The sequence below is a fragment of the Proteiniborus sp. genome (assembly GCF_040308045.1).
Taxonomy (GTDB): Bacteria; Bacillota; Clostridia; order Tissierellales; family Proteiniboraceae; genus Proteiniborus.
This window is the reverse complement of sequence record NZ_JAWRHZ010000022.1, coordinates 41,161-66,595: the sequence shown is the minus strand read 5'-3', so window position 1 is coordinate 66,595 and position 25,435 is coordinate 41,161. Positions and strand designations below refer to the sequence as shown.

Genomic DNA, 25,435 nt, shown 5'->3' with positions numbered 1-25,435 from the left:
AAAGAGGAATTTAAAATGAAAGTTTTGGTAGATGCTGATGCATGTCCTGTTAAAGAAATCATAGTTGAGATTTGTAAGGATTATAATATTGAAGTAATTATGTTCGTTGATACTAGCCATTTAATTAACTTAGACTGTACTATAATTACCCTAGATAAAGGCAGTGATTCTGTTGATATCGCAATAGCTAATTACTGTAGCAAAGGTGATATCATAGTTACTCAAGATTATGGTGTAGCTTCTATGGTACTAGGTGCTCATTGTTATGCTATTAATCAAAACGGTTTAATATATTCTAAAGATAATATTGACAGACTTATGTTTGAGAGATTTTTAGCACAAAAATCAAGACGCGCAGGTTTAAAAGGAGTAAAACATAGAAAAAGAGCTAAAGAAAATGATGATGCCTTTAAAGATTCTTTTATTTATTTGATAAATATGGCTAGACAAACAAACTGATACGTTCAAGACAAAAACAATGATGGAACGGTGCATACACCGTTCCTGCAGCACTAAAATATATATTTAATGATAATTCCTATGCCTATTGTAAATACTTGTATTAGGTTTAGGATGACGAAGTTCTTAACTGCTAAAACGAAAGTGTCTCGCTTTGTTTGTTTTTGGAAGAATATTTTGATGTTTCTACTTACAGGTATAAAAGTAAGCAATGAAATAACAGAGACAATTGGTGTAATTCTTAATATTACAAGCACAATTACATCTAAATATGCTATATAATACAATGTCTTAAATAGTTTTAAAGCCCTTTCCTTTCCTATGAAAATTGGCAATGTATATCTTTTGTTTACTATATCATCATCAATATCGCAGGTATTATTTGCAAGCATTATATTTCCGATACCAATAATAGCTGGAATACATAGCAAGAAAACAAATACTATTTCTTTGAGGTTGATGCCAAGGTTTAATATTCCATTTACGTATGAAAAAAAAATAACATTGCTATCATATATGTGTATATATATTGAAATAAACACTATTATGAAGCCCATAAATAATCCTGAAAATATCTCTCCTAAAGGCATATGTGAAATAGGAATTGGTCCATAAGAATATAATACCGATGCTGCAAATGATATAACCCCTAGTATTAGAACTATTAAATTAGTATTTATATATAGTAAAATACCAAATACTACTGCTATTAAAAATAATATTGCTATAGTAGCTACTACTACAGATTCTTTTAGTTCATATTTCACTATCGCATTATGCTTTTCATAATTATAACCATGTTTTTTTATAGCTTTTCTGTAGTCCATATAATTGTTTACAGCAGTAGTGCCCATGTCCACTGCTAACAATGATATGAACATTATAATAAAGTTTTTAAGGTTGAAATTATCAAATCTGTATAATGCATATACTGTTCCGAGAAAAAATGGAATCATGCTGGCTACTTTAGTTTGTATTTCAACTAGTTTAAGAAAACTAGACATTGTCATGTTATCACTCCTGTTGTTTTCAAATATATAAATAAATTATTTACCTCATACTAAAACCCTCCTGCTCCACCTCCACCAGCTCCTCCTCCGCCACCACCAGAAAATCCTCCTCCGCTACCTGTTGACGAAGATGTGCCACTGAAAGATCTATTAATACTCTTATTAAAGTCGTTGTTTTTATCATGAGCAAATAAGAAGTACCAATACAGCCATCCATTACTTTGGTTATTATATACATTATTAATATTAAATTTCTTTATTACCTTTTTATCTATGCCCAAACCCAATGCATATATAAGAGATATATCTAATGGGTACTTGGTTAAGTCGTCTATACCGTTATAGTTTTTATATTCATTCATATGTTTTTTAAACTCTAACCATTTTTTATATTGACTATATCCATAATCTGATTTTCTAGAATATAGAGTTATCCCATATATTAACAACAATATGGAAGTTCCAAGTAATATTAATCCAAATAAACTTTTAAATCCTAGTGTTATAAGACTAAAAACTAATGTTATTGATGAAATAATAATTAAAAACCCGGCATATTTTTTACTGCTCTTATCGAAATATCCCTTTTTAATAGCATCTTCCTTGATCTTTTTTTGCCAATCATAATAAGAGCTCTGGAATCCTGAATCATTATCTTTGCTATATTTTTCAATATCTCTAGTTGTTACAGATTTCCCATCTCCGATTTCATCTAATATCCAATGCATAAAATGTTTTTCATGGTTTAAGAGTATAACATCATCTTCTTTAACTCTCGTAATTGTAAAATCTCTGAGTTTTTTTCTCTTCATTGTATACTCTTGACCACCATCAATTTCTATGTAACCCTTTCTAAATAAATCTAGTATTGTAGCTATTATAGTATTTGAATCATCAGTCATTGTAACAAGATAGCTGGCTACTGCAGGAGTGCAATCCTCTGGTATTGCATTACTACGAGTAATCTCATAAATATTCTTTTCTCTTCGAAATTTTGATAATAGCAAAACAAATATAATTATTTCAAAAGCAGATATAACAAATGAAATATTCCCAAACAAATTACTTCTAGCTACATTTTTTGCTGCTTTTTCTTCTATTTTCTTTTGAAAAGAAGCTTCTTCGTCTAATATGTTTTTATAATTATTCTTATCTACAAGATTATTTGAGTTAAGAATAAAGTCTTTTGGGAAAAGAACTCTTCCTTCAATAAATGTACCTTTGGGAACATCCTTTACTTGCATATACACAATGTTATTAGTTTTTCTTGTTATATTACCATTTAAAGGACCATGAGCAAAAATTTTGACTTCATCATTTACATCATTTTGAGGAAGTCTTACTTCTACAGTAAAACTGTCTATAGGAGTCTCATTTTCACTACCTAAAAATTTATAATACAGTTCTCCAATATCATTGTATCTTATAGCTACATTTTTTACTGTATAACTTATTCTAAAGGTCTTCTGCTCATCTCTTGATGGTGAAAATATTTGCACTTTATCTACATCAGCATCTTGTATTACGACAAAAACCCCACTATCTCCTTTTTTTGCATCATTAACTCTTTTATATTGAGATTCACTACCCTCTGTTACCTCTGCTACATTAATGTCTTGAATCCCCGATGTCTTTTCTAATAAAATTTCTCTAAATACTCCGTTAAACTTATCATTGAATCTAAAGGTTATGTCTTCTGTTATTGATAAATCACCATTTTCTAGTAGTTGAGATTCGATTTGCCATTTTGGTATACTTAATGATTCTTCTGCAAAAGATATAGTAGAAAAACTTAAAATCATTATTATTGTAAACATTGTTAAATAAATGTTCTTTAAAAAGACTTTCATTATAAATACCTTCTTTCAAAAAGATAAATCTTTACAATCTTTATTAGCAATTCTTCCTACAAATCCATACTTTCTCCAAAAGATAGTACCTTAACCTTTGTCTCTTTAACTTTTTTCTTGAATTCAAGTGGGTCTGCCTTTATCACTGGAAAAGTATTATAATGAATAGGTACAACAGCTTTTGGTCTTATAAATTTCACAGCCTTTACTGCATCATCTATATCCATAGTGTAATTACCACCTATAGGTATAAATGCAGTATCTATTTCCTCGTCCTTTAGTAAAGACATATCTATTGTAAGTCCAGTATCTCCAGCATGGTATACTTTCTTGCCATTAATCTCAATTAAAAATCCACATGGATTCCCTCCACAAATGATTTCTGTTCCATTATATATACCTGAGCCATGTAGAGCTTGAGTCATTTTTACTTTTCCGAATTCAAATTCTACCCTTCCCCCGATATGCATAGTATGAACGTTTAGGTCAAACTTAGATAAGTAGTTTCCTATTTCAAAATTACATATTACGATTGAGTTCCATTTTTTTGCTATTTCTATAGTATCGCCTAAGTGATCTCCATGTCCATGAGTCACAAAGATATGAGTTATATCTCTTAAGCCGTCTACTTTTAGTGGACAGTTTGGATTTTCGGATATAAATGGGTCAATTATTGCCTTTACATCTCTGTCTTCAATAAGAACTGCTGAATGACCAAGATATTGAACTTTCATTAAATCACCCTTCCTTGTTAATAAATATGTTTAATCCATTATATAGTATTTTATGTCATACTTTCGAATTAAAGAATTGTCCATATCTATATAAATGAAAATATGCGAAAAATAGAGTAGCTAGTACAAATGTATACCTGCTACTCTATCCCTTAATAACTATTGTCTGTTGCTTTTAATCCCTTAACTATTTCCACAGAAGAACTTGCACCTATCCTTGTAGCCCCTGCATCTATCATTTCTTTAGCCTTTTTTGAATCTCTTATTCCACCTGATGCCTTGACTCCAATATTAGGGCCTACTGTCTTTCTCATTAGCTTGATATCTTCTACAGTAGCTCCACCAGTACTAAAACCAGTAGACGTTTTAACATAATCTGCACCGGCCTCTACAGCTAAATTACATGCTATCTCTTTTTCTTCGTCTGTTAATAAGCAAGCTTCAATAATTACCTTTACTAAAGCCGTTTTTTTAGCTGTATCTACCACTGCCTTTATATCTTCTCTAACTACGTCGTATTCTTTATTTTTTAATGCTCCTATGTTTATAACCATATCTAACTCATCTGCACCATCTTCTATGGCTTTATTAGCTTCAAAAGCCTTCACTTCCTTTGGAGTGCTTCCTAATGGAAAACCTATTACTGATGTAACTTTTACATTAGTGCTTTCTAATTGATTTTTTACAAATTTTACATAATACGGATTGACACAAACAGATGCAAAATTGTTGTCTTTTGCTTCGTCACAAACCTTTTTTATCATCTCTTGAGTTGTGTCAGGTTTTAATAATGTATGATCAATCATTGAGGCGACGTTATTCATGTGTTTACCTCCATTATTTTATTATCTCTACCATATAACCATTTTTTACTGCTGCTGCATTTCCTTCATCTACGTCAACATGCATCTCTAATGCATAATCTTTATGTACCCTCACTAATACATTTTCGAAGACTAAACCTCTTTCTCCATTTACTCTTACCTTTACTCTGTCTTTGTCCTTTACTCCATATTGTTCAGCATCTGAAGTATGCATATGAATGTGTCTTGCTGCAGCTATTACTCCTTCAGTAATTTCAACTTCTCCTTTAGGTCCAATTAGCTTAGCGCCTGGGCTTCCTTCTAAATCACCAGAATCTCTTACAGGTGGTACTACGCCTAGGGTAAAACCATCAGTTAAAGAGATTTCTACCTGAGATTTTTTTCTTGCAGGTCCTAATATTCTAACACCCTTTAATGTATTTTTAGGTCCAACTACATCAATTTTCTCTTCACAAGCATATTGACCAGGCTGTGATAAATCCTTCATTTTATTAAGTTCATAATCCTCTCCAAAAAGAATTTGGATATGTTCCTTTGATAGATGAACATGTCGATTTGATAATGCTATTGGAAGCATACTTTTCATTAAACATTCCTCCTGTAATTATATAATATTGACTTATTTGACTTATTTGATATATTTAACATATTTCAAATCTTTCATTAGGTAAATTATAATTCTTTTAGCAATAAAAATCAAATATTAATCCAAATAATATATTAGCTCTTTTCCTTTTTTAAATGCTAGCTTCATAAGCTCTTTTCTTTCCCAAACTGGTATTTCATCTGTATGAGAAGCAAATATATTATCTCTATATTCTGTATTTATTGCTTTGAAAAACAAGTCCATTACTGGGATACACGCATCAAAATGTCCCTCTCTTTTAGGAGCTCCTCCTACGCAAATAAACATTCCAACTCTCTTTTTATTCACGTCAATTGAAGGATTCTTAAGAACATATTTACTTGACCAATATACTTGGCATCTATCAATCATCATCTTAGTAAGACTACTGACTGTATTAAAATATAATGGCGAAGCTATAATAATAATATCGCTGCTATTAAAATCATTATATATTTCCCTCATGTCATCATTCATAAAACAATCACCAGTTTTTTCGCAATGGCCACATGATACACATGGTGAAAAATCTAAGTCTTTTAAATAGACCTTTTTCACCTCTACCTCATTTGTCTTAAGCCCTTCTAGTACTGAGTCCAGCAACTTATCTGTATTTTTATTTTTTCTTGGACTCCCCATAACAGCTAATATCTTTTTCATAAAGCCCTCCCTAACCATACAATTAAAGCTACTAGCTTAAACTAGTAGCCTATTTGTTATCTTACTTTAATGTGTTTAAAGGATTTTGATATTGTATAAACTATAGTTGTATGAAGAGGAATTATTATTAAACCTGCTAGAATTCTTCCAGGTAAAAGTAACAAAAATCCTTTCTCAAACATCATAGATAACCATAATGTATTTAGTCCTAGTGATATTATTACATATGGAACGGTTATCATAAAAGCAATTTTATCTACAGAATATATTTCATTTTTCGTGTTTCCTTTTCTTGTCAATATAAATGGTATCGTAATAAAAACCGCTACTAGTAAAACATAAAGTATGGCATATAATATAGGCATGGGTTTGTCGTACATATAATATGCCCCATTTTTTACAGCTAATACCTTATTATCAAATAGAACAAACACAATACCTGTAGCAATTAGGGTAAGCACTATTCCATTAATGACGTTAAAATTTATTCTAATCTTATTCTTTTTAACAAGTGAATATAATATCCCAGGTATAACACCCCATAGTATGCTACTTAAAGTGAAGCCAGGAAAGAAGGCTCCTTGTGGATTAATCATTACTCCAATTAAATCTGCAATAGCTCCAGTAAGTCCTCCCCAAAGTGGTCCATAAATAATTCCCGATATAATAATGGGAATCTCACCAAATCCAATTCTTAGTGCTGGCAGACCTGCTAAAGGTAATATTAATGAAAAAGCTCTAGTAAGAACTATACTAATTGCCGTAAGCAAACTAGCACCTACTAATGACCTAGTATTAATTAATTTTTTATTATTCACTTTTTCACCTCCCTCTCTTTAAAGTGACAGTAGTCTGCCACACTAAAGAGAAGTTAGGCTCTCTAATGTAACAGCGGACGCGGTAAAGTATCGCAGATTCATAGAACTAGTGAATCCTTCGTTTAAAGGCAACTTCCCATCCCTTAACACTTAACGTGCTTTACCTACTCTGTCGTTAACATTTATATATTACATCAATTCATTTGCTTTGTAAACATAAAACTTCACAAAACCTTATCCTCTTGTTTTTCCTCGTTTATTTTAAACATGTTAATTATTAATATTATCATTGATACTACTGCAATTAAAAAAATTATTATTGCAGCCACATTATAATAAGTAGTATAAGGTGTGAATTTTCCAAATATAAGCATTATTATTCCTAAAAAAATATATTTTATTATCTTCCCCTTTGATAAAACAATCTCTTTATAGCTCTTAAAATCCATTCTACTATCAGATATTTCATTTAATATTAATTTTTTTATTTCCGTTTCTGTAGGATATAAATTTGCTTTTTTCATGACTTCTATAAACTCTTCAATATCTATTAGCTGAATTTGTACATATTTTTTTAGCCTTACTATCAAATTATTAGCCTCTTGAGTAAATGATGATGTTGTAATGATTACGCCTTCTGATAATTCAAGTTTTCTTAATCCAACAAAAAAGTCTCTTACAATATCTACCCCTACTTTATAGTCGCTATCATATTGTATACATTTTATTCCGATTTTTTTATCCCATATGGTACCGATTATATCGATATCTTTTTTATCTACTTTAACGATACTAGTAAATCCGTAATTTTCTAAAATATTGATTACATATTCCAAAAAATCATGAGGTGTTTGATTTAGCATATCTCTAAGAGTCTTTTTTAAAAATACCTGCTGATTTACTAATGCTGTCTTTTTTCTCATCCTAGATTTGCTTATCTTATATGCTACTAGATTATATAAAAGAAAAGCTTGAACTGAAATTAGTATAGAAAACAAAAAGCTTTCACTGATGAAGAAAAAAAAGAAAATAAAAGAAACAAATACAAATATACTAAAGAATATCTTATCTAAAATTATTGCTATGTATGTTTTCCCATTTCTTGATTTTTCGTTATAATATCTCCTAAGTCTCATACTATTAAAAGCATTTACAAACTTCTTTTTTAGATTATTTTTCAATGTTACTGCTTTCATATTATTATCCTCCTTTTATTTGGATTATCTCCAATTCTAGAAGAATAATAACAATAATAACAACAATATAGATAAAAAGACTTTTATTCTTTAATAACAGAAGCTTTTCTTTTCAACAGAATACCGATTATCAGGATAAATAATAATTCTACTGCAAAAAGAAATAAAATTTTATAAGCCATGCTGCTAAAAAATTCTAAAGGGAGCATTTGAATAAGTATGTCGGTGTTCGGATCTAGGAGCCATAAATCATTTGCAAAAAAAATATGGTGAAAATAATTAAAGTATTTGTTAAAATCTATATACATTAACATGCCTAGAATAATCATTAGTATCATTGGCCATAGTGATGAAATAATTAAAGTTTTGTAAATTGCTTTTCTCTGAAAAAAAACTAACCAGCCTAATGAAATCATTGATAAGATTAACATAATATTTCTTATGATATATCCTTGTGAAAATAAACCTTTTACATCTATCATATGTAGTAATTCTCTTTCTTCAAATACTTGTTCGTCTTTCCCGTTAACTTCAGTAATGATGATTAAATCTACTCTTTTCCCTTTTAGGTAGTCTAGCATTTCTCTTGTCACTTTCAATAGATTTTTCATCTCTATACCAGTTACCTCTGGAATATTATATTCTTCATATTTTTCTTCATAAAAGTCTAATTTAAAAGTTGCAATCTCAACATCAGTCAATAATAATACAAATGGTAATGATATCGATAGAATTAAAATAAAAAATATAGCTTTTTTCATTTATATCCCCCATTTTAGTCAAGTAATCTTTTTTTCAATTGAAGCATTATTAAATATATAATTAAAACTACTATAGCTACAACAATTATATATCTATTGTATACATTCATTTTTCTAAAAATAATAGACCAATTTTCTCCAACTACTTTACCTAATAATATGAGAATAGAATTATGCAAAAAAGATATGACTACTATAGATAGGTATGCAAATCTTTTTCTTACCTTAAATACTCCAGCAGATAGTACTGCTAATGAAAAAATTCCAGGTATAAACTTGCTCATGATTATCACAAGAGCTCCTAATTTACTAAAGAGTCTATTTAACTTGTTAATCTTTTCAGTGGCAAATAAAAAAGTAATAATTTTAGAGTGCAAAATTCTCTCCTGTTTTCTTCTGCCTATGTTATACAAAAATATTGAAGAAAGGGATGTGGAGGCCACTGCATTGGCAACAACTAGATATATATTTAAATGAGCAACTTCTGATAAATAACCTTCTATTATCAATACCATATCTCCAGGATAAGGAGGAAACAGTATTTGAAGGCTCTGAGAACCAAAGAAAAACAGATAAGAAAATATAATATTGTCATTTACAATTCTTTGTGCAAAATCTATAATGAGGTTTTCCACAAACTTCACCCCTTTATTTCTACATATATCAGAATAATTTGATTACCTAAAAATATATTATAATATAAATATTATTACAATACCATAATATCATTATATGCTTTTTTCTTAACAAAAAAAACCCGAATATCGGGTTTTTTATGACATTGCTCTTTCTAATTTATCTAAATGCTGAATTGGGAACATTCTAAGTAGTTCCTTGAACTGCTCAACCGAAAGACCTTGTGTTGTAGTATATATCTCTATTTTTTCATTTAAATCTGCGCTTTGAAATCTTCTTTTTATGTCTTCAAAATTAACACCATTTTGCATAATATCGCTCCTTTTTATCTTATCATTTTAAAGCTTAAATTCATTAATAGTATGAATTATTTCTCTTCAAAATATTCTAAACAGCCATTAGTATTTTGTATTGCGCACACTATTTTTTTAATTTCATATTATATAGTGAATATATTAATGGAGGCGATACTATGAGAAGAATAATAAATAATGATCAAGAACATAAATATGAAAATGTCCATGAAATTGAATTTGTTGAAAGCATAGAAGAAAAAGTTTCTAATAAAGATAATGATTATTTTACAAACTGGTTTTTTATGATTGTAGTAATCATTTTTCTATTTTTGATAATAGGCTTTTAAAGAAAACTTATCAATATAAGCTGTTTTTATTAAACTACTTATAAAAAAAGTGGGAGAATAACCCCACTTTTTCATAATTTTTTATCTAATTTTTTTAATAGTTCTATCCCTTGTAAATAGTATTCTGGCGCTGCATAGTATGCCCAACTACAAATAAAAAGTCCTTTATTTAGTAGATAATAATTCATCTTTTGTTCTATGCTTTTTTCTTGAATATTCATATATTCACTATAGCCTTCAAAAAAACTCTTTTTTAACCATGGCTCATCTAAAAATACAGTATGATATAAGTCTGTAAAGTCTATATCAGAATCATCAGGATAGCAATGCTCAAAATCTATTATTCCGGATACTCTCCAAATATTATTTACCTTTTTGACTAATACATTTCTCGCTGAGTAATCGTGATGACATAATCTTGGAGAACATATAGATTTCAGATTCTCATAGTACTGAGTAAGTTTTTCATATGAACTATTTAACAACTCTTTAAAAGGTATGTCTTGTTTTCGTATATTTCTCATTATTGCTCTATCACTATCTTTCCTATACTCTAAGTAAATATGATGATTAAGTATAGAAGTTCCACATTTTTCCCAAATTCCATAGTAATCGTATTCGTAAAGACTGTGTATTTTACCTAAAATTCTACCCATTTCTTGCATAATGCGAATCTTATTTTCACTTGAAATCTCATTCCACACATTTTCAAGTATAACTCCATCAATCTTACTCATGAGCATCCACTCTAACTCAGTAAAAGCCTCTCCACTTTCTATTATTTTGGGACATTTTATTTTATCTGATAAAAGTTTAAGTCCAATTAACTCGTTACAAAACCTAAATGCCTTTCCGTATATTTTAAGAATAAAACTTCTGTTTTTTTCGTCTTCTATTAGAAACACTAAATGCCTGCCTAGTTTATGATGACCTATCTCAGTCACAGTATATTTACATCCAATATATTTATCAATTTGTTCAAAAACCTCACCTGTAAAACAAAGCATTTTTATTCCTCCAATATTAAAAACATTGGACTAGGATTAAACTAGAAATTTTTACCCGTTAGAACTTCAATTAAAAAATCATATTCCATTTTAGTTTCTAGTTCATATACACCATATTTAAATTTCTTTTGTATATCATTATCTATTACTTTTTTAGTGAATTCTTCCTTATCTTCTATTATTCCTTCTTTAAATAGTTTATCGACTATTTCTTCACTGTTATCACCTTTATTAATAATAAACTCAATAGTACGCTTATCCTCCACAAAATCAGAATCATTACTAGTTTTATTTGAAGTTTCTAGATTTTTTTCTTCTTTTTCTATAATAGATTCCTTTAAAGAAACCATTCCTAATTCTCTAGCTTTTTCAATTATTTGTGTTTCAGTATAAGAAATATACTTTGTTTTAGGATAAGCGATATTTAGCATGCTAGATACTAAAAGTCCTATTCCTATTCCCAAAATCAAGAAAAGCTTATTCATTTTATTAGTTTCCATAAGCATCTCCTTAAAATTAATAAATAATCTTACATATTATAATAGCATGAAAAAAATAAAATGTACATAAAGATGAGTTTATTGTGTTCTTATAATAAAAATATATTTGCAATATTACAATTTATTATCATATCATCTGGCCATGCAGATGCCTGTACTTCACCAATATGAGCTTTTTGAAGAAAAAACATGCATATTCTTGATTGTCCTATGCCTCCTCCTATTGTATAAGGTAATTTTTCATTTAAAAGCAGTTGATGGTATTCTAATTTCAGCCTTTCTTCACAATTGGATTTCTTTAGTTGTTCTAATAAAGCTTCTCTATCAACCCTAATACCCATTGATGACAATTCGATTTCTTGTTCTAATACAGGATTCCAAAAAATAATATCGCCGTTTAATTGCCAGTCATCATAATCCGGGGCTCTACCATCATGTTTTATTCCTGAATTCAACACATCGCCAATCTTCATTAGAAAAACTGCCTTTTTTTCTTTCGCAATAGCATACTCTCTTTCCTTAGGCGTAAGATAAGGATACATATCTTCAAGCTCTTGAGTACTAATGAATGTAATATTTTCAGGTAAAATCTTTTCTAATTGTGGGTAAATTCCTGTAATATATTTTTCTACTTTTAAGAAAACATTATATATTCTACCTACTATATTTTTTAAATAATTCTCTGTTCTTTCATGTTTTTCAATAACTAATTCCCAATCCCATTGGTCCACATATAAAGAATGAATATTGTCTAAATCTTCTTCTGGTCTAATAGCATTCATATCTGTATATAAACCTTTTCCAGGTTCAAATCCATATTTATCGAGAGCCATTCTTTTCCATTTTGCTAATGAATGTACAATTTCTAATTTTGCATCTCCATCGCATTTCATTCCAAACGAAACTGGCTTCTCTGTACCACTTAAGTTGTCATTAAGCCCTGTCTGTGGTTTAATAAATAGTGGTGCAGATACCCTAATTAAATTTAGCTCTTTAGCAAGCTCGCCTTCAAAATAATCTTTTAGTTTTTTTATTGCTATTTCTGTGTCAATGACATCTAAGCTTGATTTATAGCCATTAGGCACTTTTAATCCTTTTATCATAGGTTTCTCTTCCTTTCATATATATTTATTACTTAAAATCAAAAACAAAAATGCCTTTCATCCTAATAAGGACGAAAGGCATATGCTTCCGCGGTACCACCAAATTTAACTAGTATAATAGCTCACTTTATCAGTACAGAAATATTTCGATACTGTCCAATGTGTAACGGTATGGCTCCGTCTAAGCCTACTCTCAGTTAAGATTTCGGTTAGAGACTCATAGATGTTCTTCAAATAAAGAATTGTATCGGGCTCTCACCTTCGCCGACTCTCTTTGACAATTACTTTAATCCTACTCTTCTAATCATAGTCTTTAAAATATCTTATTTAACACTTTAAATCATTATAAGCTTATTATATTGAGTTGTCAATATTTTTATTAATTCATTTTCATTACTTAATAACACTAAATCAAAATTTCTAATAACAGTACTATATAATGAGCTGATATTCCAGCTACAATTCCACCAACAACATGGCTTCCTATAGCCTTTGAAATTAGTTTCCTATGTCCCAGTGCATCAAGCATAGCAACATGTGTACTTAAAAAACCACTCCAACACATGCCCATTGCAGTAAATACTGCAATTTCATTCGGTCCAATAATTCCATTTTTCAAGAAATTTGGAATCAAGCTTAGTGAAGCTCCTACTGCTCCAAGGGCAGTTATTGGAAAAGCTATTGCCTCAGGTCTTTCAAAACCAAATAATATTTTTGAAACTGGAGCAATTAATCGTCCAATTCTAGGTAATAATTCCACACCTTCAAAGGCTTTCCCTTGATACCCTACAGAAGGGTCTAATGGGCCGAAGGTAAGTATCATTATTATAGTGCATATTACAAGTACTCCAGGAATTATACTAAGTCCAATATCAACACCAAGCTTTCCACCTTCTAGAAAAGCGGTAAGGAATCTCTCAAAAAAACTACCTTCAGATTTTTCTATTAATGTATCTGACAAATCTTTATTTGCTTTGTTCTTATTAATAATAGTCTTATTGACCCCCATGGCTTTTCGAGTCCTATATGCCATAATCCTAACGCTTACTATGCTTCCTATTATTGCACCTAGGTTCCCTATAATCGCTTCTTTAAAATAACCTAATCCTATCATAAATGTAGTAACAATTAGTCCCATTCCAAAAGCTGTTCCAAGATTGCAAAGACAAGGGGTTTCATACTCTTCAAAATAGCTTATATATTCATCGTCTCTTGCTAGTGATATAATAGCAGGGTTATCCGAAAGATAAGTGGTTAATATCCCAAGAGAAGCAACTCCTGGAAGATTATATAAAGGTCTCATAAGAGGTGAAAATACCTTATTTAATATCTTAACTACTCCAAATTCTGTAGCTAGCTTGCCAAAGGCTCCTGCTAATACTGCGATTGCCATTATATACAGCACAGTGTCTACAAGGAGCTGATAAGCCGTTGCCATAATAGTTGAAAACATATTGCTTATTCCCATTTTAATGCCTATATAACCAAAGAATGTTAATAATAATACAAGGAAAGCAAGGGTATCTAAGTAAGGAATCCTCTTCCTTTCTTTGTTAACAATAATGTTCTGCATTATACCACTCCCTTAGACATTATATTCAGTCACTTTACATTATAACTAATTCTTCGTCTAATGAGCAATAGCTTAAAATCACATTTCAGATTAAATTTACTTAACAATCCTTTGACAATTATTTAACATCTTTTTGATGTGTTTCTCGCTCTATAGTAAAAGTTTTGCAAGAAAATCCTTTGTTCTTTGATTTTTAGGTGTTTTAAATATTTCCTCAGCTGTGCCTTCTTCGACTATAGAGCCATTATCCATGAAGAATACCCTGTCAGCCACTTCTTTAGCAAAACCCATTTCATGAGTTACCACTACCATTGTCATTCCTTCTTTAGCTAAGCTTTTCATAACATCTAAGACTTCTCCCACCATTTCCGGGTCTAATGCAGAAGTTGGCTCATCAAATAGCAATACATCTGGAGACATAGCTAAAGCTCTTGCTATAGCTATTCTTTGTTTTTGTCCTCCAGAAAGTTTTTGAGGATAAGTATAAGATTTATCTTCTAATCCTATTCTTTTGAGAAGTTTCATTGCAATATTTTCAGCTTCTTCTTTTGACACACCTTTTACCTTAACTGGAGCAATAGTTATGTTATCTAATACTGTTAAATGAGGGAATAAGTTAAACTGCTGAAACACCATTCCCATCTTTTGTCTCTGCAAATTAATATCATTATTTTTACTTGTAATAGATTTCCCTTCAAAAATTATTTCTCCAGATGTAGGCTCTTCAAGTAAATTAAGACATCTTAAAAAAGTACTTTTCCCTGAACCACTAGGACCTATAATAACTAGGACTTCTCCTTTTTCTATATTTGTTGTTATGTTATTTAGGACTTCTAAGTCTCCAAATTTTTTGCATAAATTTTTAACCTTAATCACTTGTTTTTAGCCTCCTTTCAAAGCGTCTAACTAACTTAGATAATGAATATGTCAGAACAAAATAAATTACTGCTGCAACCAAAAGAGGTTCAAAAGGCTTGAAAGTATTCCCTCTTACAGTTTCTGCATTATACATTATCTCAGGAATTCCAATTACGGAAACTATAGAAGATTCCTTTATAATAGTAATAAATTCATTACCTAATACAGGTAATATGTTTTTTAATGCTTGGGGCATAATAACATATCTCATCGATTCGATGTGATTCATACCAAGTGATCTTGCTGCTTCCATTTGTCCTTTGTCTACAGCCTCTATTCCAGCTCTAATTATTTCAGCTACGTATGCTCCACTATTTAAGGATAACGCCACAATTCCTGCTAATATTGCGGAAAGATTTATTGGTAAACCATAATATATTATAAATAACTGCACTAATAGCGGAGTTCCTCTAACAAATTCAATATAAGCTGATGAAAGACTCTTTAATATCCTAATTTTAGATTGCTTCATCAATGCTAATAGTGTTCCTAACACCACTCCAAATAATACTGAGAAAGCAGCTATTATAACAGTGTTTTTAGCACCTACTAGAAAAAACATATAATATTTGCTTAAAAAGCTAAAGTCTAACAAATTTCTACCTCCTAGTTAAAGGCTAAAGCTATACTTGATTTTTAGTCCTTTACTTATTCATTGTCCATCATTTCATTTGCGTTAATTACAAACTCTTCTATCTTGTTTTCTTTCATAAGTCTCTCTATAGTTTTGTTAATGGCTTCTAAAAGTTCTTCATTTTCTTTTCTAACTGCTACAGCTGAACCACCATCTTCGTCTTTAAATACAATGTCAGTGGCATGTAAAGCATCATTATTCTTTACATACGCCTGTGCTACAGGTTGCTCTACTACAACTGCATCAATTTTTCCTGTACTTAACTCAAGCATTAAATTAGATACTTTCCCAAGTGCTTTAATCTGTGGGGATTCTATCTGTTCTTTAGCAATATCTTCTTGTATTGCACCCTTCTGAACACCTATATTTTTTCCTTTCAAATCAGCTATCTCTTTATATTTGTCAATATCTTTTTTGTTTATAACAAGTCCATGCTCAGCATTATAATATATATTAGAAAAGTCTACTTCTTTTGCTCTTTCCGCATCAGGAGTCATTCCTGCTAATACAAAATCGACTTTGCTAGTCTTCAAGTCTGCTAATAAACCGCCAAACTCCATGCTCTTTATTTCCAGTTTCACGCCTAAATCTTTTGCAATTTCTTCAGCTATTGCTATATCGAAGCCTACTATGTTATCTTTTCCATTTATCTCTTTATGAAACTCATAAGGTGGATAATCTGGACTTGTGCCTAGCACAATCTTTCCTGAATCTTTAATTTTGTCTAAGCTAGTTTTAATCCCTTCATCTTTTACGCTACCTGTTTCCTTACTACATCCTGTAAATATAATTGCTATTATTGCTAAAACTAAAGTCAAAACAATAATATTTTTAATTTTTTTTGTCATTTCGACTCCTCCTTATTTTGTATCGATTTTATAATAATACATGTTTTTGTATATATTTGCAACACATTTTTTTCTATTTTTTATTTTGATCTTCCTAAGTCTACTATTTTTAGTATAAATATAATTATATAAAGGTTATATACATGTTTTGATAACGTTTTCTTTTGGTCTATTAACCTAATCTCTTTTCATATTATACCTGCATATTTTTTGCATAATGTATATATATTCTTTTTGACAATTTCTTAAAGAATCATTGAAATCATTGATAAAATAATAAAAGTCACTCATCTGAGTGACTACTTAAATAAATCTTCTAAAAGCCTATCTGCTTTTTTCTTTTTTTCTTCTGTATCCTTTTCATCAATATTTATATTCTCCTCATCAATTATAAGAACAGAACCTTCCTTTGCTTCTAAAGGTAATATTTCTTTGGGAATAACTTTCATTGTCCCATCCTCTAACTCTAATATTACAAAATTCTCTTCAATTCTATCTATTATACCTTTCAAGTTTTTCACCTCTATTTATTTATGCAGGTACTATGAGGCTTATAGCCTTCTTCTTCTGCATCTTCAGTTGATTCAAAAATAACTTGATTTTCCTTATTAGGTAAACTATTACAATCTGTTGAGTGATATACTTTAGTATTTTTGTTTCCAATATATTTTATCATGTTTTCTTTAGTATCTTCTTCTTTACTGATTTTAGTGCTATCTATTCCTTTTATGCTTGTATTAGTTCCATCTGAAACTAGTACAATTGTGCCCATTTCGTCAGTCCTTAATATATTAATTCCCTTTTTCTCTAGTCTTTCTATAGTTTCTTTATGTGGATGTCCATAATCATTGCCTTTTTCTACTGAAATAACAGCATATTTTGGGTTTACTTCATCTAAAAACACTTCTGATGTAGAGGTTCTTCCTCCATGATGTCCTACTTTTAATACATTTGCTGATAAGTTATATCCCTTTTTAATCATTTCGTCTTCAGATGGTTTTTCTGCATCACCTGTGAATATAAATGATGTATCTTTATACTGTAATTTTGTAACTATTGAGTAATCATTTGTTTCAATGTAGTCAGAAGAATTTGGAGCAATAATACTAAACTTTATTCCATCTTCATTAAGGATATCAATGCCACCTTTCCCTTCCGTAGCTTTTATTCCTTTGTGCTTTATTTCGGTGACAAGCTCTTCAAAAATCTTTGTAGTAGCTGACTTTTTAGGCATATATACATTTAATATGTCAAAACTTTTAATCACATCTGGTAGTCCTCCAATATGGTCTTCATGAGGATGTGTTGCTATAAGATAATCAATCTTCTGTATTTTAAGTCTCTTAATATAGTCTACTACCAATTGAGAGTCTGCTCTATTACCTCCATCTATAAGTGCTGTTGAACCATTTGGTAGCTGGATAAGTATGCTATCTGCCTGACCAACATCTAAAAAGTGTACCATCAGATTTTTATCATTTGAGTCATCTAATTCATGGTTACCTCCTAATATCTCTGGACTTGAGCAACCTGTATTGAATAAAATAATTGTAATAAGTATTGCCATGATGCTAATAAGTTTTTTCAAATTCATTGCTACCTCCTTTAATAATAGTTGTTTCATCTAATTTTAGGTCTAATTCTACTTCTGTAAAAGAATATACCCAGGCTAAAAGAATAATCATATATTAAGAAAGCCAATTGCATTAATAAAAATATTGCCCAGACTGGAAGCTTAATAATTATCTCTCCTAATAAAGCCTTACTAACAATAGAATATGTAACATAAGTAGATAAGTTGAACAGCATAAGCTTTATGAGCAATTCAATTAACAATTTATTTATTCTTTCAATTAATGATTTCACAATTGCATAATAGCCAAAGAAAAGGATATATGGTATTACTACTGTCTTGTTTGGTATTATGATGAAACTCAATACAGATGATGATAAGTATACTAATCCAGCAAACTTAATATTATCTTCAATAATAATTACCGAAAGAAAAAAAGTGCTTAAGGCAAAGAAAAATAAACGATTTGTTGGCAATATAGAAGATAAATATAGTGATACTGTTGATAAAAGAGTCACTATACCACCCAACGCAATTTTTCTTGATTTACTATTGTATCCTGGCATAAAAATATCCTCCTATAATTAACAGCAGCTTATTAAGTCTCCTCCTAAGCATTCGCATAGACAATCACTACATATCAAGCATTGACATACATCACAAAAAGATGGATCATTTCTATAACCCCTGTTTGCACCTATATCTCTATATGTATTTGCCCTTGAAGCCAAATTACTTAGTGCCGACCTATATTCTGTGTTAGATGGGTCAAGATTTACTGCTAATTGTATATGTTGGTATGCCATATCATACCATCCTCTTCTTAAAAGAATTATTCCTTTTAAAAAGTTCCACTCAGCACCTCTATTTGAAATGCCCTCAAGCATTTGCTCTGCTTGATTAATGTTTCCTCTTTCAATATATGTTCTGATTTGTGCATAAAGATTTAAACTATTATTATTATATTGTTGATTATTCCAATTATTACTTCCTTGGCCTCTATTGTAATTGTCGTTACTTTTCATCAAAAAATCATATGCTTCATTAACTTCTTTAAGTTTTTCTTCTGCTAAATCTGATAGTGGATTGTTGGCATACTGGTCTGGATGATATTTTTTAACTAATCTCTTATAAGCAACTTTTATTTCTTCCTCACTGGCTCCCTCTCTTATTTCTAAAACCTCATATGGATTTCTCAATTTTACAGTCCTCCCTTTTGTTTAATACTTCTTCCATTTTGTGCCTAGTTCCCATATATATTATGTTATCAATAATACCTTGATTTTTATTTATGTTTAGAAACTCAAAGCTTTTTGCTATTGATTCCAAAGACATAGTTAGAGAAAATTCTATTGGTCCGGATACTTTTTTCTTAAAATTATAGATTCCTTCATTATTATTAAAATTATATTGAAGGAGTATTGGATTGTAGTTCTTATTTTTAATATCTACTTCTAGATCATTAAATGCATCTAATATATATATCCATTTTCCAAGATTATATCCTATCCATCTAAGAACTCTTATAGTCTTTTGGTCTTCTATATAGTCTGGAACTGATATTTCTTCCATTAGTTTCGCAAACACATCTGCTACTTCATCTATTTTATTGCATTTATTTTGTTCAAGCGCTGAAAGTTTATATAGATATTTCTTTATTGCCAGTGCTTTATTATTATATGCCTTACTTGCTTTTTTTAGCGGTAACAGGAAAGGAATAGTTCCTATTAAAGATTTAAAAGATTTTTCATCTTTCCAATCATCTAGTAGTTTAAAGTATATTAATATTATACTGATATTTGAAGCATAGGTCAGTGATTTATTTGTGTTTACTATCATTTTCTTTTTTAATGGATTTGCAATACATCCTTCTTTAGTTATTACTTCTTTGTCTTCTTCTATTGAAGACAATAACAATGCTAGAAAAGTCAGATCATAATTTAAACCAAATCTAACTATTTGATTAAATTCTTTGCCAAGAGTTTTGCAAAGCCCACAATAATATGCCCTAAACATATCATATTCTCTTACTTTTAGCTCACTTTTATATGGCATTACGTATCCAAACAATAATATTCACTCTTTCATAAGTATTTATAGTACATATCTATTTTAATTTATAAATAAGTATATATCAATATAATAAAAATGAGGAACGGATTAATCCTTTCACTGCAAGACATAGAGTGAATTCAACTTTAAAACAAGAAAAAATAATCGACCCCTCCTTTCACCCAGATGATAAAAACAAGTATCACACAGACTCCAGGGAAGGGTCTTAATGACAATTTAATTATTTATTCTTAATTTGAATATGACTAAATGCAAAAAGATTTGTCCACCTTGTACCATTGCAATTAGTTTGAAGCTTTCTCTTCAATTTGAACTGGCTTTAATTCAGGCCTTATAACCTTCCATATTCCATGCTCTTTTTTTAGCTTCCAAGTATCTTCTTCACTAATTGCCTTTAACTCTTTTTCTTCAGCCTTCGAAGTGTATTCATAAGATAATTTAACTTCTGCATTATTATCATCGATTAAATTATATTCTTTTACCTCAAATTTGACTAATTTCAAATTGAGTCCTTCTATACCAGTTTTGAATTCTTCATAGTCATAAGGTCTATCCTTTATTGGTGTAAGAAGATACATCTTAGAAAAAACTTTATTTTTCTCTGCGCTTAAATAGTCTTTTAGTACACTTTCAGGTGTTCTACCTATTAAATCTTTTTCTTTATCTTGTCTTTTATCTGGAGTAACTACATCTTTTTCTGCTTCAGAAAGAAAATATGCTAATGGATCATAAGTATTTCCTGCGTTCCAAACTATATATTCATTAATTCCAAGCTCTTTTCCAGCTAATATCTGTTCTCTTATTTCTTTAGAAGTATAGTTAATATGCCCTTTAATCCATGGAGCAGTAAATCCTTGAATCCAAGGTCTGATAATTGGAGGACTCTCAAGTGAAGCATTCCTCTCGATAGCCTCTTTTAGTGCTCCTGCTAGCACTCCATAAGGTTCTTGATCTGGTACTTGGTATCCATACCATCCTTGGCCATAGTGACTAGGGTATATCATTGGACACATATAATCTATGCTTTTGGCCATTTTTCTCCAGGTTTGTCCAATATCTTCAGGTTTGTCATCCCAAGACTTAGTTATTACTCCAAATACATCGGCAGCAAGATTAACCTTATACTGCTCCAGCTCTTGTTTTGCATATTCAAGGAAATCCTCAACAGCTTCATCCTTAGCTCTTCCATCCCTCCCAGGAAATTCTGTAATAGGATTATATTTTTTTGCATTATCTGGGAATCGTATATAGTCAAACTGAATTTCTTTAAATCCATTTAAAATAGCTTCCCTTGCAATAGCTATGTCATAATTCCAGACAAATTTATCATATGGATTTACCCAAGCTACACCTTTGTTATCTCTCCATACACCACCTGATTTAAGTTGTATCGCATGATCAGTTCTATGACTTGCTAAATTCTTATCTTTAAATGTTACTATTCTCGCAATGGGATAAATATCATATTCCTTAAGCAGCTCCATTAGTGAATTAATATCTTTTATTCTAATGCTTCTATTAGCCTCAACCTGTTCAACTATTGGTATTTCACTTTTATAAGTCATTAGTCCATCATCGTCTTTTACATCAATAACTAATGAATTTATTTCAGTAGCCACTGCAATACCAAGTATTCTTTCAAATTTATTAAGTTTTTCTACCTTTGATTTTAGTTCATTTATTTTCGTGTTATCCTTTTCATGTAAAGCTTTAGCGTATTGTGCATACATTTCTACATTTGATTTGTCTATAGGCATGCCTGCTACGTGACCTGTTACGAAAAGTCCCTTAGCTTCTATCTTTTCTATTTTTCTCTCTTCATCTAAAGGTAGCAAAGGCACATAAAATTCTCCAAGCTCTTGTTTTCTTTGTTCCTCTAAGATTTTTCTTTCTTCTATTTTCTTATCAAGCTCTGCTTTCTTTTCTTCTTCTGATAATTCTTTGTTGTCTTCTATTTGCTCATCGTTATCAGTATCAATAGTATCTGCTTGTACAACTTTGCCATCTAATGGATTGTTAGAAACTTGACAACCTGTAACAAGTAATGTTAAAGCTATAATAAGTGCGGTTATTGTTAATAAGAATGGATATTTTCTCATGTGCTATGATTACCTCCAATAAATTTTTTAAAATAATATACTAATGCAGAAAAAATTAAACTATATTATCTATTCTACTTTATTTTTAAATATAAGGTGTTACAAAACTATTACACCTTAATCTTAATTTAATTTCCAATTTCAGTCATTCCTCTATTCGCTAATGAATCAGCAAGTTCATTAAGCTCTATTCCACTATGCCCTTTTACCTTTATGAATTTTATGCTATTAAAGCTATCCACTAGATTAATTAGTTCAACCCATAAATCCTTATTTTCAACAGACTCTTTTTTTGAATTTATCCAACCATTTCTCTGCCATTTTTCATACCATTTCTGATTAAAGCAGTTACATAAATATGCAGAATCAGTATGTATTTCTATAGGTATATCTTTCCTTTTAAGAACTTTAAGTGCTTCAATACAAGCCTTTAATTCCATTCTATTATTAGTAGTATTAACTTCTCCACCAAAAATTTCTTTTTTATTATCTTTATAAATAAGTACTGCTCCATATCCTCCGATATTTTCATCATGTTGATTTCCTGAGCAAGCACCATCTGTAAAGATAATAATTTTATTATTCATAATATCCCATCCCTATTTTAATTATAATTTTATCTTATTTAGCACATCTCTTAATTTAATTAGTTCTTCTCTTGTTAGAGTAATTCCCTTCCCCATTTTTTCTTTATTAGGTGCCCAATCTCTAATATCATATTTGGGTTCCCTCTCATTCCAGCTAATTAGATTTAATTCTTTAGTCCAACCTTTTGTTGATTCTGAAAAAGCAGAAATTTCCTCAATAATCTCATATTTAATTTCACCCATAACTTTTCCTCCTATTTCTTTAAAATATTTTTGTCCATTTATGTCTTATTATACTATAATAATAGACAGAATGAAGTGATATTGTTAGAATAAATAAGAAGTAAAATATGTTAATAACATATAGGAGTGTGAAAGTTATATGAAAAAGACTAATTTATTTAATAAAAAGGCAATTATTATTTTTCCTATTATTCTTGCTTTATTGCTAACTTCTTTTGGAACCATGAGCCTATTTGATAAGAGGAGCAATAATGAAGCACAAGACTCTCAACAGTATATTGAAAACATAGAGGAATTAGTAGATGATGAAACTGCTCTTAAGATAATTGACATTCATAAATATCCCAATACATATAAAGATAAAATAGAAACTTTTGATGCACAATTTTTTGAATTCGAAGATGGTCATTCTGTTGGAATTGAATATTTTTTTGAAAGCGGAGATTCTTTACTATTTGATATACCTGCAGATTTTAGCAATGTAGATCTGCCTCAAGGCATAGAAAGCTTTGATTGGATAAAAGTAACTGGAAAAATTGGAATAATTGAGGACCTACACGATGAACATTCGCATCATTTACCTATTATTTATGTTACATCCATCGATTTTGCAGAATAATAAATTTATATTATTAAGAAAAATCCAATAAAAAAATAAAATGCTTAGGAGTGGATAATAGTAAAATCTCTTCTCTATCACTCAGATACTATGGGATGGCAATTCTTTGTGTTAGAATACATCTCTTATATGTTATTAATAAATCTAAAGAAAAATAGAATATTTCAGTAATTAAAAAGCAAAAAACCGCTGATATTATTGTTGTCAACGGTTTGTTAAAAATATCCTTAATTCTTTTATTGTTAAATATCTAAATGTTTATTTAGCTTATCTATAAGTTCCTTTTCTATATAAAGTTCTTCTATACCCCAGAACTTTTTAAAATCCAAATATTGTTTAACAGCTTCTTTGTTAGTTTTATCTATTTTGATTGCTCTTATAAGAATGTTCTTTGGAGTATGTTCCATATCAATAAATTCTAATAGCTGTGTGGAATAACCTAATATCTCTAAGATATTTGCCCTAATACTATCTGTTACTAAGGATGATAGCTTTTCTTTTATTATGCCATGCTTCTCCATTGGTACCATAATAGGATTGTGTATAATATCCAAAAGTTCATGCTGGCAGCATGGTACTGAAAGTATTGCTTGTGCTTCCCAGTTTACTGCTTTGACCAGTGCAGCATCTGTAGCTGTATCGCAGGCATGAAGTGTCACTACAATATCTACCCTATCTAGCTCTGTAAAATCTTTGATATCACCATGAATAAATTTAAGTCTATCATAATTTAAGTCATTAGCTACTTCATTACAAAAACTGATAACATCATGCTTTAAATCTAGACCTATAATATTTACATCAATTTTTAGAATATCTACTAAATAATGATATAATGCAAAGGTTAAATAGGATTTCCCACATCCAAAGTCTACAATATTTAAGATTTTATCAGTCTTAATCTTAGGTATAACATCTTCAACCATTTCTAAGAATCTGTTGATTTGCCTAAACTTATCATACTTCTTGGAAAGAACCTTTCCATTTTCGTTCATTACCCCAAGTCTTATAAGAAAATCGCAAGGCTCTCCATCTTCGATGATATATGTCTTTTTTCTATTATGGCTTAAATCAATACTTTCTTTAGTAGGCTTCTTTTTAAGAATTGTAGCTTTACCTTTTTTACTAATTAAAATATGATAATCTGCCTCTACTGTAAAAATCATAGCCTGTCTAAAGTATTCGTTTAATAAGCCTTTAATCTTTTCTATACCTTCTAAAAAATCTAAATTTTCATGAATAACCTTTTTTTCATATTCAAAAGTTAATTGAAGTTTCTTCTCTTCTTTTATCAGTACTGGTTTTATGCTAACCTTATTAAAGGTAGCCTCACTTTTTTTCTTTACATTACTTAGTACTCCATAAATAAATTTTTCGTTCAATACTATATCACTAAGCAATAAAGATATATCTTCCACTATAATCTCTCCTCAAGCTTCATT

At 29.9% G+C, this 25,435-nt stretch carries 30 protein-coding genes, 1 riboswitch and 1 other annotated feature; of the genes, 3 read left to right on the top strand and 27 right to left on the bottom strand.

What is annotated here, in order from left to right; translation table 11 throughout:
• Window positions 1–15: 15 nt before the first annotated feature.
• Window positions 16–459 carry a YaiI/YqxD family protein gene (locus tag ABV008_RS03665; RefSeq protein WP_352418461.1) on the top strand — a complete coding sequence of 148 codons (444 nt, stop codon included), beginning with the start codon at window positions 16–18 and terminating at the stop codon, window positions 457–459.
• Window positions 460–512: 53 nt separating this feature from the next.
• On the opposite strand, the gene ABV008_RS03660 is transcribed toward ABV008_RS03665, so the two are convergent.
• The 11 genes from ABV008_RS03660 to ABV008_RS03610 form a co-directional block, all read right to left on the bottom strand.
• On the bottom strand, window positions 513–1,469 hold the full coding sequence (locus ABV008_RS03660; protein WP_352418460.1) for a prenyltransferase: 957 nt from the start codon (window positions 1,467–1,469) through the stop codon (window positions 513–515).
• A gap of 50 nt (window positions 1,470–1,519) precedes the next feature.
• Window positions 1,520–3,319 (bottom strand): DUF2207 domain-containing protein, encoded by a 1,800-nt coding sequence (locus ABV008_RS03655; protein WP_352418459.1) that lies wholly within the window; start codon window positions 3,317–3,319, stop codon window positions 1,520–1,522.
• 56 nt (window positions 3,320–3,375) lie between these two features.
• A complete protein-coding gene (locus tag ABV008_RS03650; RefSeq protein ID WP_352418458.1) occupies window positions 3,376–4,053 on the bottom strand; it encodes a metal-dependent hydrolase in 678 nt (225 codons plus the stop codon).
• Between the two features lie 152 nt (window positions 4,054–4,205).
• Window positions 4,206–4,877 (bottom strand): deoxyribose-phosphate aldolase, encoded by a 672-nt coding sequence (gene deoC, locus ABV008_RS03645; protein WP_352418457.1) that lies wholly within the window; start codon window positions 4,875–4,877, stop codon window positions 4,206–4,208.
• Window positions 4,878–4,890: 13 nt separating this feature from the next.
• Entirely contained in the window at window positions 4,891–5,463 is a 573-nt protein-coding gene (pduL, locus tag ABV008_RS03640) for a phosphate propanoyltransferase (protein WP_352418456.1), read from the bottom strand.
• Window positions 5,464–5,580: 117 nt separating this feature from the next.
• The gene (locus tag ABV008_RS03635; protein WP_352418455.1) at window positions 5,581–6,162 is read right to left on the bottom strand and encodes a flavodoxin family protein; all 582 of its coding nucleotides are present in this window, start codon (window positions 6,160–6,162) and stop codon (window positions 5,581–5,583) included.
• Between the two features lie 56 nt (window positions 6,163–6,218).
• Window positions 6,219–6,980, bottom strand: coding sequence for a folate family ECF transporter S component (locus ABV008_RS03630; RefSeq protein WP_352418454.1), 762 nt, complete (start codon window positions 6,978–6,980; stop codon window positions 6,219–6,221).
• Between the two features lie 69 nt (window positions 6,981–7,049).
• A riboswitch (THF riboswitch) is annotated at window positions 7,050–7,154 on the bottom strand.
• A 50-nt stretch (window positions 7,155–7,204) separates the two neighbouring features.
• Window positions 7,205–8,176: a restriction endonuclease gene (locus tag ABV008_RS03625; RefSeq protein WP_352418453.1), complete on the bottom strand. Its 972-nt coding sequence runs from the start codon at window positions 8,174–8,176 to the stop codon at window positions 7,205–7,207.
• A gap of 83 nt (window positions 8,177–8,259) precedes the next feature.
• Window positions 8,260–8,937: a TIGR01906 family membrane protein gene (locus ABV008_RS03620; protein WP_352418452.1), complete on the bottom strand. Its 678-nt coding sequence runs from the start codon at window positions 8,935–8,937 to the stop codon at window positions 8,260–8,262.
• Between the two features lie 14 nt (window positions 8,938–8,951).
• On the bottom strand, window positions 8,952–9,572 hold the full coding sequence (locus ABV008_RS03615; RefSeq protein ID WP_352418451.1) for a DedA family protein: 621 nt from the start codon (window positions 9,570–9,572) through the stop codon (window positions 8,952–8,954).
• Between the two features lie 138 nt (window positions 9,573–9,710).
• A complete protein-coding gene (locus ABV008_RS03610; protein WP_352418450.1) occupies window positions 9,711–9,884 on the bottom strand; it encodes a hypothetical protein in 174 nt (57 codons plus the stop codon).
• Between the two features lie 161 nt (window positions 9,885–10,045).
• Here ABV008_RS03610 and ABV008_RS03605 point away from each other — a divergent pair, with 161 nt between their 5' ends.
• Window positions 10,046–10,216 (top strand): hypothetical protein, encoded by a 171-nt coding sequence (locus ABV008_RS03605; RefSeq protein WP_352418449.1) that lies wholly within the window; start codon window positions 10,046–10,048, stop codon window positions 10,214–10,216.
• A 71-nt stretch (window positions 10,217–10,287) separates the two neighbouring features.
• Here the strand turns inward: ABV008_RS03605 and ABV008_RS03600 are convergent, their stop codons facing one another.
• The 15 genes from ABV008_RS03600 to ABV008_RS03530 all read right to left on the bottom strand — a co-directional run bounded on the left by ABV008_RS03600 (window position 10,288) and on the right by ABV008_RS03530 (window position 23,374).
• Window positions 10,288–11,223: an aminoglycoside phosphotransferase family protein gene (locus ABV008_RS03600; RefSeq protein ID WP_352418448.1), complete on the bottom strand. Its 936-nt coding sequence runs from the start codon at window positions 11,221–11,223 to the stop codon at window positions 10,288–10,290.
• A 41-nt stretch (window positions 11,224–11,264) separates the two neighbouring features.
• Window positions 11,265–11,723, bottom strand: coding sequence for a hypothetical protein (locus ABV008_RS03595; protein WP_352418447.1), 459 nt, complete (start codon window positions 11,721–11,723; stop codon window positions 11,265–11,267).
• 89 nt (window positions 11,724–11,812) lie between these two features.
• Window positions 11,813–12,826 carry an aspartate--ammonia ligase gene (asnA, locus tag ABV008_RS03590; RefSeq protein WP_352418446.1) on the bottom strand — a complete coding sequence of 338 codons (1,014 nt, stop codon included), beginning with the start codon at window positions 12,824–12,826 and terminating at the stop codon, window positions 11,813–11,815.
• Window positions 12,827–12,890: 64 nt separating this feature from the next.
• Window positions 12,891–13,143, bottom strand: a binding site (T-box leader).
• Window positions 13,144–13,232: 89 nt separating this feature from the next.
• Window positions 13,233–14,399, bottom strand: coding sequence for a CD0519/CD1768 family membrane protein (locus ABV008_RS03585; protein WP_352418445.1), 1,167 nt, complete (start codon window positions 14,397–14,399; stop codon window positions 13,233–13,235).
• 150 nt (window positions 14,400–14,549) lie between these two features.
• Window positions 14,550–15,275 carry an amino acid ABC transporter ATP-binding protein gene (locus ABV008_RS03580; protein WP_352418444.1) on the bottom strand — a complete coding sequence of 242 codons (726 nt, stop codon included), beginning with the start codon at window positions 15,273–15,275 and terminating at the stop codon, window positions 14,550–14,552.
• The gene (locus ABV008_RS03575) at window positions 15,268–15,879 is read right to left on the bottom strand and encodes an amino acid ABC transporter permease (protein WP_352418555.1); all 612 of its coding nucleotides are present in this window, start codon (window positions 15,877–15,879) and stop codon (window positions 15,268–15,270) included. The genes ABV008_RS03580 and ABV008_RS03575 overlap by 8 nt, the downstream gene beginning before the upstream one ends.
• 86 nt (window positions 15,880–15,965) lie before the next feature.
• Window positions 15,966–16,799, bottom strand: a complete 834-nt coding sequence (locus ABV008_RS03570) for an ABC transporter substrate-binding protein (protein WP_352418443.1) — start codon at window positions 16,797–16,799, stop codon at window positions 15,966–15,968.
• A 299-nt stretch (window positions 16,800–17,098) separates the two neighbouring features.
• Window positions 17,099–17,311 (bottom strand): DUF3006 domain-containing protein, encoded by a 213-nt coding sequence (locus ABV008_RS03565; protein WP_502929738.1) that lies wholly within the window; start codon window positions 17,309–17,311, stop codon window positions 17,099–17,101.
• 11 nt (window positions 17,312–17,322) lie between these two features.
• Window positions 17,323–18,393, bottom strand: coding sequence for a ComEC/Rec2 family competence protein (locus tag ABV008_RS03560; protein ID WP_352418441.1), 1,071 nt, complete (start codon window positions 18,391–18,393; stop codon window positions 17,323–17,325).
• A 26-nt stretch (window positions 18,394–18,419) separates the two neighbouring features.
• Window positions 18,420–18,938, bottom strand: a complete 519-nt coding sequence (locus tag ABV008_RS03555; RefSeq protein WP_352418440.1) for a hypothetical protein — start codon at window positions 18,936–18,938, stop codon at window positions 18,420–18,422.
• A gap of 18 nt (window positions 18,939–18,956) precedes the next feature.
• A complete protein-coding gene (locus tag ABV008_RS03550) occupies window positions 18,957–19,571 on the bottom strand; it encodes a J domain-containing protein (protein ID WP_352418439.1) in 615 nt (204 codons plus the stop codon).
• Window positions 19,555–20,442 (bottom strand): DUF5685 family protein, encoded by an 888-nt coding sequence (locus ABV008_RS03545; protein ID WP_352418438.1) that lies wholly within the window; start codon window positions 20,440–20,442, stop codon window positions 19,555–19,557. The genes ABV008_RS03550 and ABV008_RS03545 overlap by 17 nt, the downstream gene beginning before the upstream one ends.
• 287 nt (window positions 20,443–20,729) lie before the next feature.
• Window positions 20,730–22,544, bottom strand: coding sequence for a putative glycoside hydrolase (locus ABV008_RS03540; RefSeq protein ID WP_352418437.1), 1,815 nt, complete (start codon window positions 22,542–22,544; stop codon window positions 20,730–20,732).
• A 128-nt stretch (window positions 22,545–22,672) separates the two neighbouring features.
• Entirely contained in the window at window positions 22,673–23,131 is a 459-nt protein-coding gene (rnhA, locus tag ABV008_RS03535) for a ribonuclease HI (protein ID WP_352418436.1), read from the bottom strand.
• A gap of 21 nt (window positions 23,132–23,152) precedes the next feature.
• Window positions 23,153–23,374, bottom strand: a complete 222-nt coding sequence (locus tag ABV008_RS03530; RefSeq protein ID WP_352418435.1) for a YdbC family protein — start codon at window positions 23,372–23,374, stop codon at window positions 23,153–23,155.
• 139 nt (window positions 23,375–23,513) lie between these two features.
• On the opposite strand from ABV008_RS03530, the gene ABV008_RS03525 reads away from it, so the two are divergent.
• Window positions 23,514–23,993: a hypothetical protein gene (locus ABV008_RS03525; protein WP_352418434.1), complete on the top strand. Its 480-nt coding sequence runs from the start codon at window positions 23,514–23,516 to the stop codon at window positions 23,991–23,993.
• Between the two features lie 242 nt (window positions 23,994–24,235).
• On the opposite strand, the gene ABV008_RS03520 is transcribed toward ABV008_RS03525, so the two are convergent.
• Complete coding sequence (locus tag ABV008_RS03520) at window positions 24,236–25,411, bottom strand: class I SAM-dependent methyltransferase (RefSeq protein ID WP_352418433.1); 1,176 nt, start codon at window positions 25,409–25,411, stop codon at window positions 24,236–24,238.
• Window positions 25,412–25,435 lie beyond the last annotated feature (24 nt).

What these genes read in the sequence shown, in the direction of transcription:
- ABV008_RS03665 (WP_352418461.1), top strand. Translation starts at nt 16, where the DNA reads ATGAAAGTTTTGGTAGATGCTGATGCATGTCCTGTTAAAGAAATCATA.
- ABV008_RS03660 (WP_352418460.1), bottom strand. Translation starts at nt 1,469, where the DNA reads ATGACAATGTCTAGTTTTCTTAAACTAGTTGAAATACAAACTAAAGTA.
- ABV008_RS03655 (WP_352418459.1), bottom strand. Translation starts at nt 3,319, where the DNA reads ATGAAAGTCTTTTTAAAGAACATTTATTTAACAATGTTTACAATAATA.
- ABV008_RS03650 (WP_352418458.1), bottom strand. Translation starts at nt 4,053, where the DNA reads ATGAAAGTTCAATATCTTGGTCATTCAGCAGTTCTTATTGAAGACAGA.
- deoC (WP_352418457.1), bottom strand. Translation starts at nt 4,877, where the DNA reads ATGAATAACGTCGCCTCAATGATTGATCATACATTATTAAAACCTGAC.
- pduL (WP_352418456.1), bottom strand. Translation starts at nt 5,463, where the DNA reads ATGAAAAGTATGCTTCCAATAGCATTATCAAATCGACATGTTCATCTA.
- ABV008_RS03635 (WP_352418455.1), bottom strand. Translation starts at nt 6,162, where the DNA reads ATGAAAAAGATATTAGCTGTTATGGGGAGTCCAAGAAAAAATAAAAAT.
- ABV008_RS03625 (WP_352418453.1), bottom strand. Translation starts at nt 8,176, where the DNA reads ATGAAAGCAGTAACATTGAAAAATAATCTAAAAAAGAAGTTTGTAAAT.
- ABV008_RS03620 (WP_352418452.1), bottom strand. Translation starts at nt 8,937, where the DNA reads ATGAAAAAAGCTATATTTTTTATTTTAATTCTATCGATATCATTACCA.
- ABV008_RS03610 (WP_352418450.1), bottom strand. Translation starts at nt 9,884, where the DNA reads ATGCAAAATGGTGTTAATTTTGAAGACATAAAAAGAAGATTTCAAAGC.
- ABV008_RS03605 (WP_352418449.1), top strand. Translation starts at nt 10,046, where the DNA reads ATGAGAAGAATAATAAATAATGATCAAGAACATAAATATGAAAATGTC.
- ABV008_RS03600 (WP_352418448.1), bottom strand. Translation starts at nt 11,223, where the DNA reads ATGCTTTGTTTTACAGGTGAGGTTTTTGAACAAATTGATAAATATATT.
- ABV008_RS03595 (WP_352418447.1), bottom strand. Translation starts at nt 11,723, where the DNA reads ATGGAAACTAATAAAATGAATAAGCTTTTCTTGATTTTGGGAATAGGA.
- asnA (WP_352418446.1), bottom strand. Translation starts at nt 12,826, where the DNA reads ATGATAAAAGGATTAAAAGTGCCTAATGGCTATAAATCAAGCTTAGAT.
- ABV008_RS03585 (WP_352418445.1), bottom strand. Translation starts at nt 14,399, where the DNA reads ATGCAGAACATTATTGTTAACAAAGAAAGGAAGAGGATTCCTTACTTA.
- ABV008_RS03575 (WP_352418555.1), bottom strand. Translation starts at nt 15,879, where the DNA reads ATGTTTTTTCTAGTAGGTGCTAAAAACACTGTTATAATAGCTGCTTTC.
- ABV008_RS03570 (WP_352418443.1), bottom strand. Translation starts at nt 16,799, where the DNA reads ATGACAAAAAAAATTAAAAATATTATTGTTTTGACTTTAGTTTTAGCA.
- ABV008_RS03560 (WP_352418441.1), bottom strand. Translation starts at nt 18,393, where the DNA reads ATGAATTTGAAAAAACTTATTAGCATCATGGCAATACTTATTACAATT.
- ABV008_RS03555 (WP_352418440.1), bottom strand. Translation starts at nt 18,938, where the DNA reads ATGCCAGGATACAATAGTAAATCAAGAAAAATTGCGTTGGGTGGTATA.
- ABV008_RS03540 (WP_352418437.1), bottom strand. Translation starts at nt 22,544, where the DNA reads ATGAGAAAATATCCATTCTTATTAACAATAACCGCACTTATTATAGCT.
- rnhA (WP_352418436.1), bottom strand. Translation starts at nt 23,131, where the DNA reads ATGAATAATAAAATTATTATCTTTACAGATGGTGCTTGCTCAGGAAAT.
- ABV008_RS03530 (WP_352418435.1), bottom strand. Translation starts at nt 23,374, where the DNA reads ATGGGTGAAATTAAATATGAGATTATTGAGGAAATTTCTGCTTTTTCA.
- ABV008_RS03525 (WP_352418434.1), top strand. Translation starts at nt 23,514, where the DNA reads ATGAAAAAGACTAATTTATTTAATAAAAAGGCAATTATTATTTTTCCT.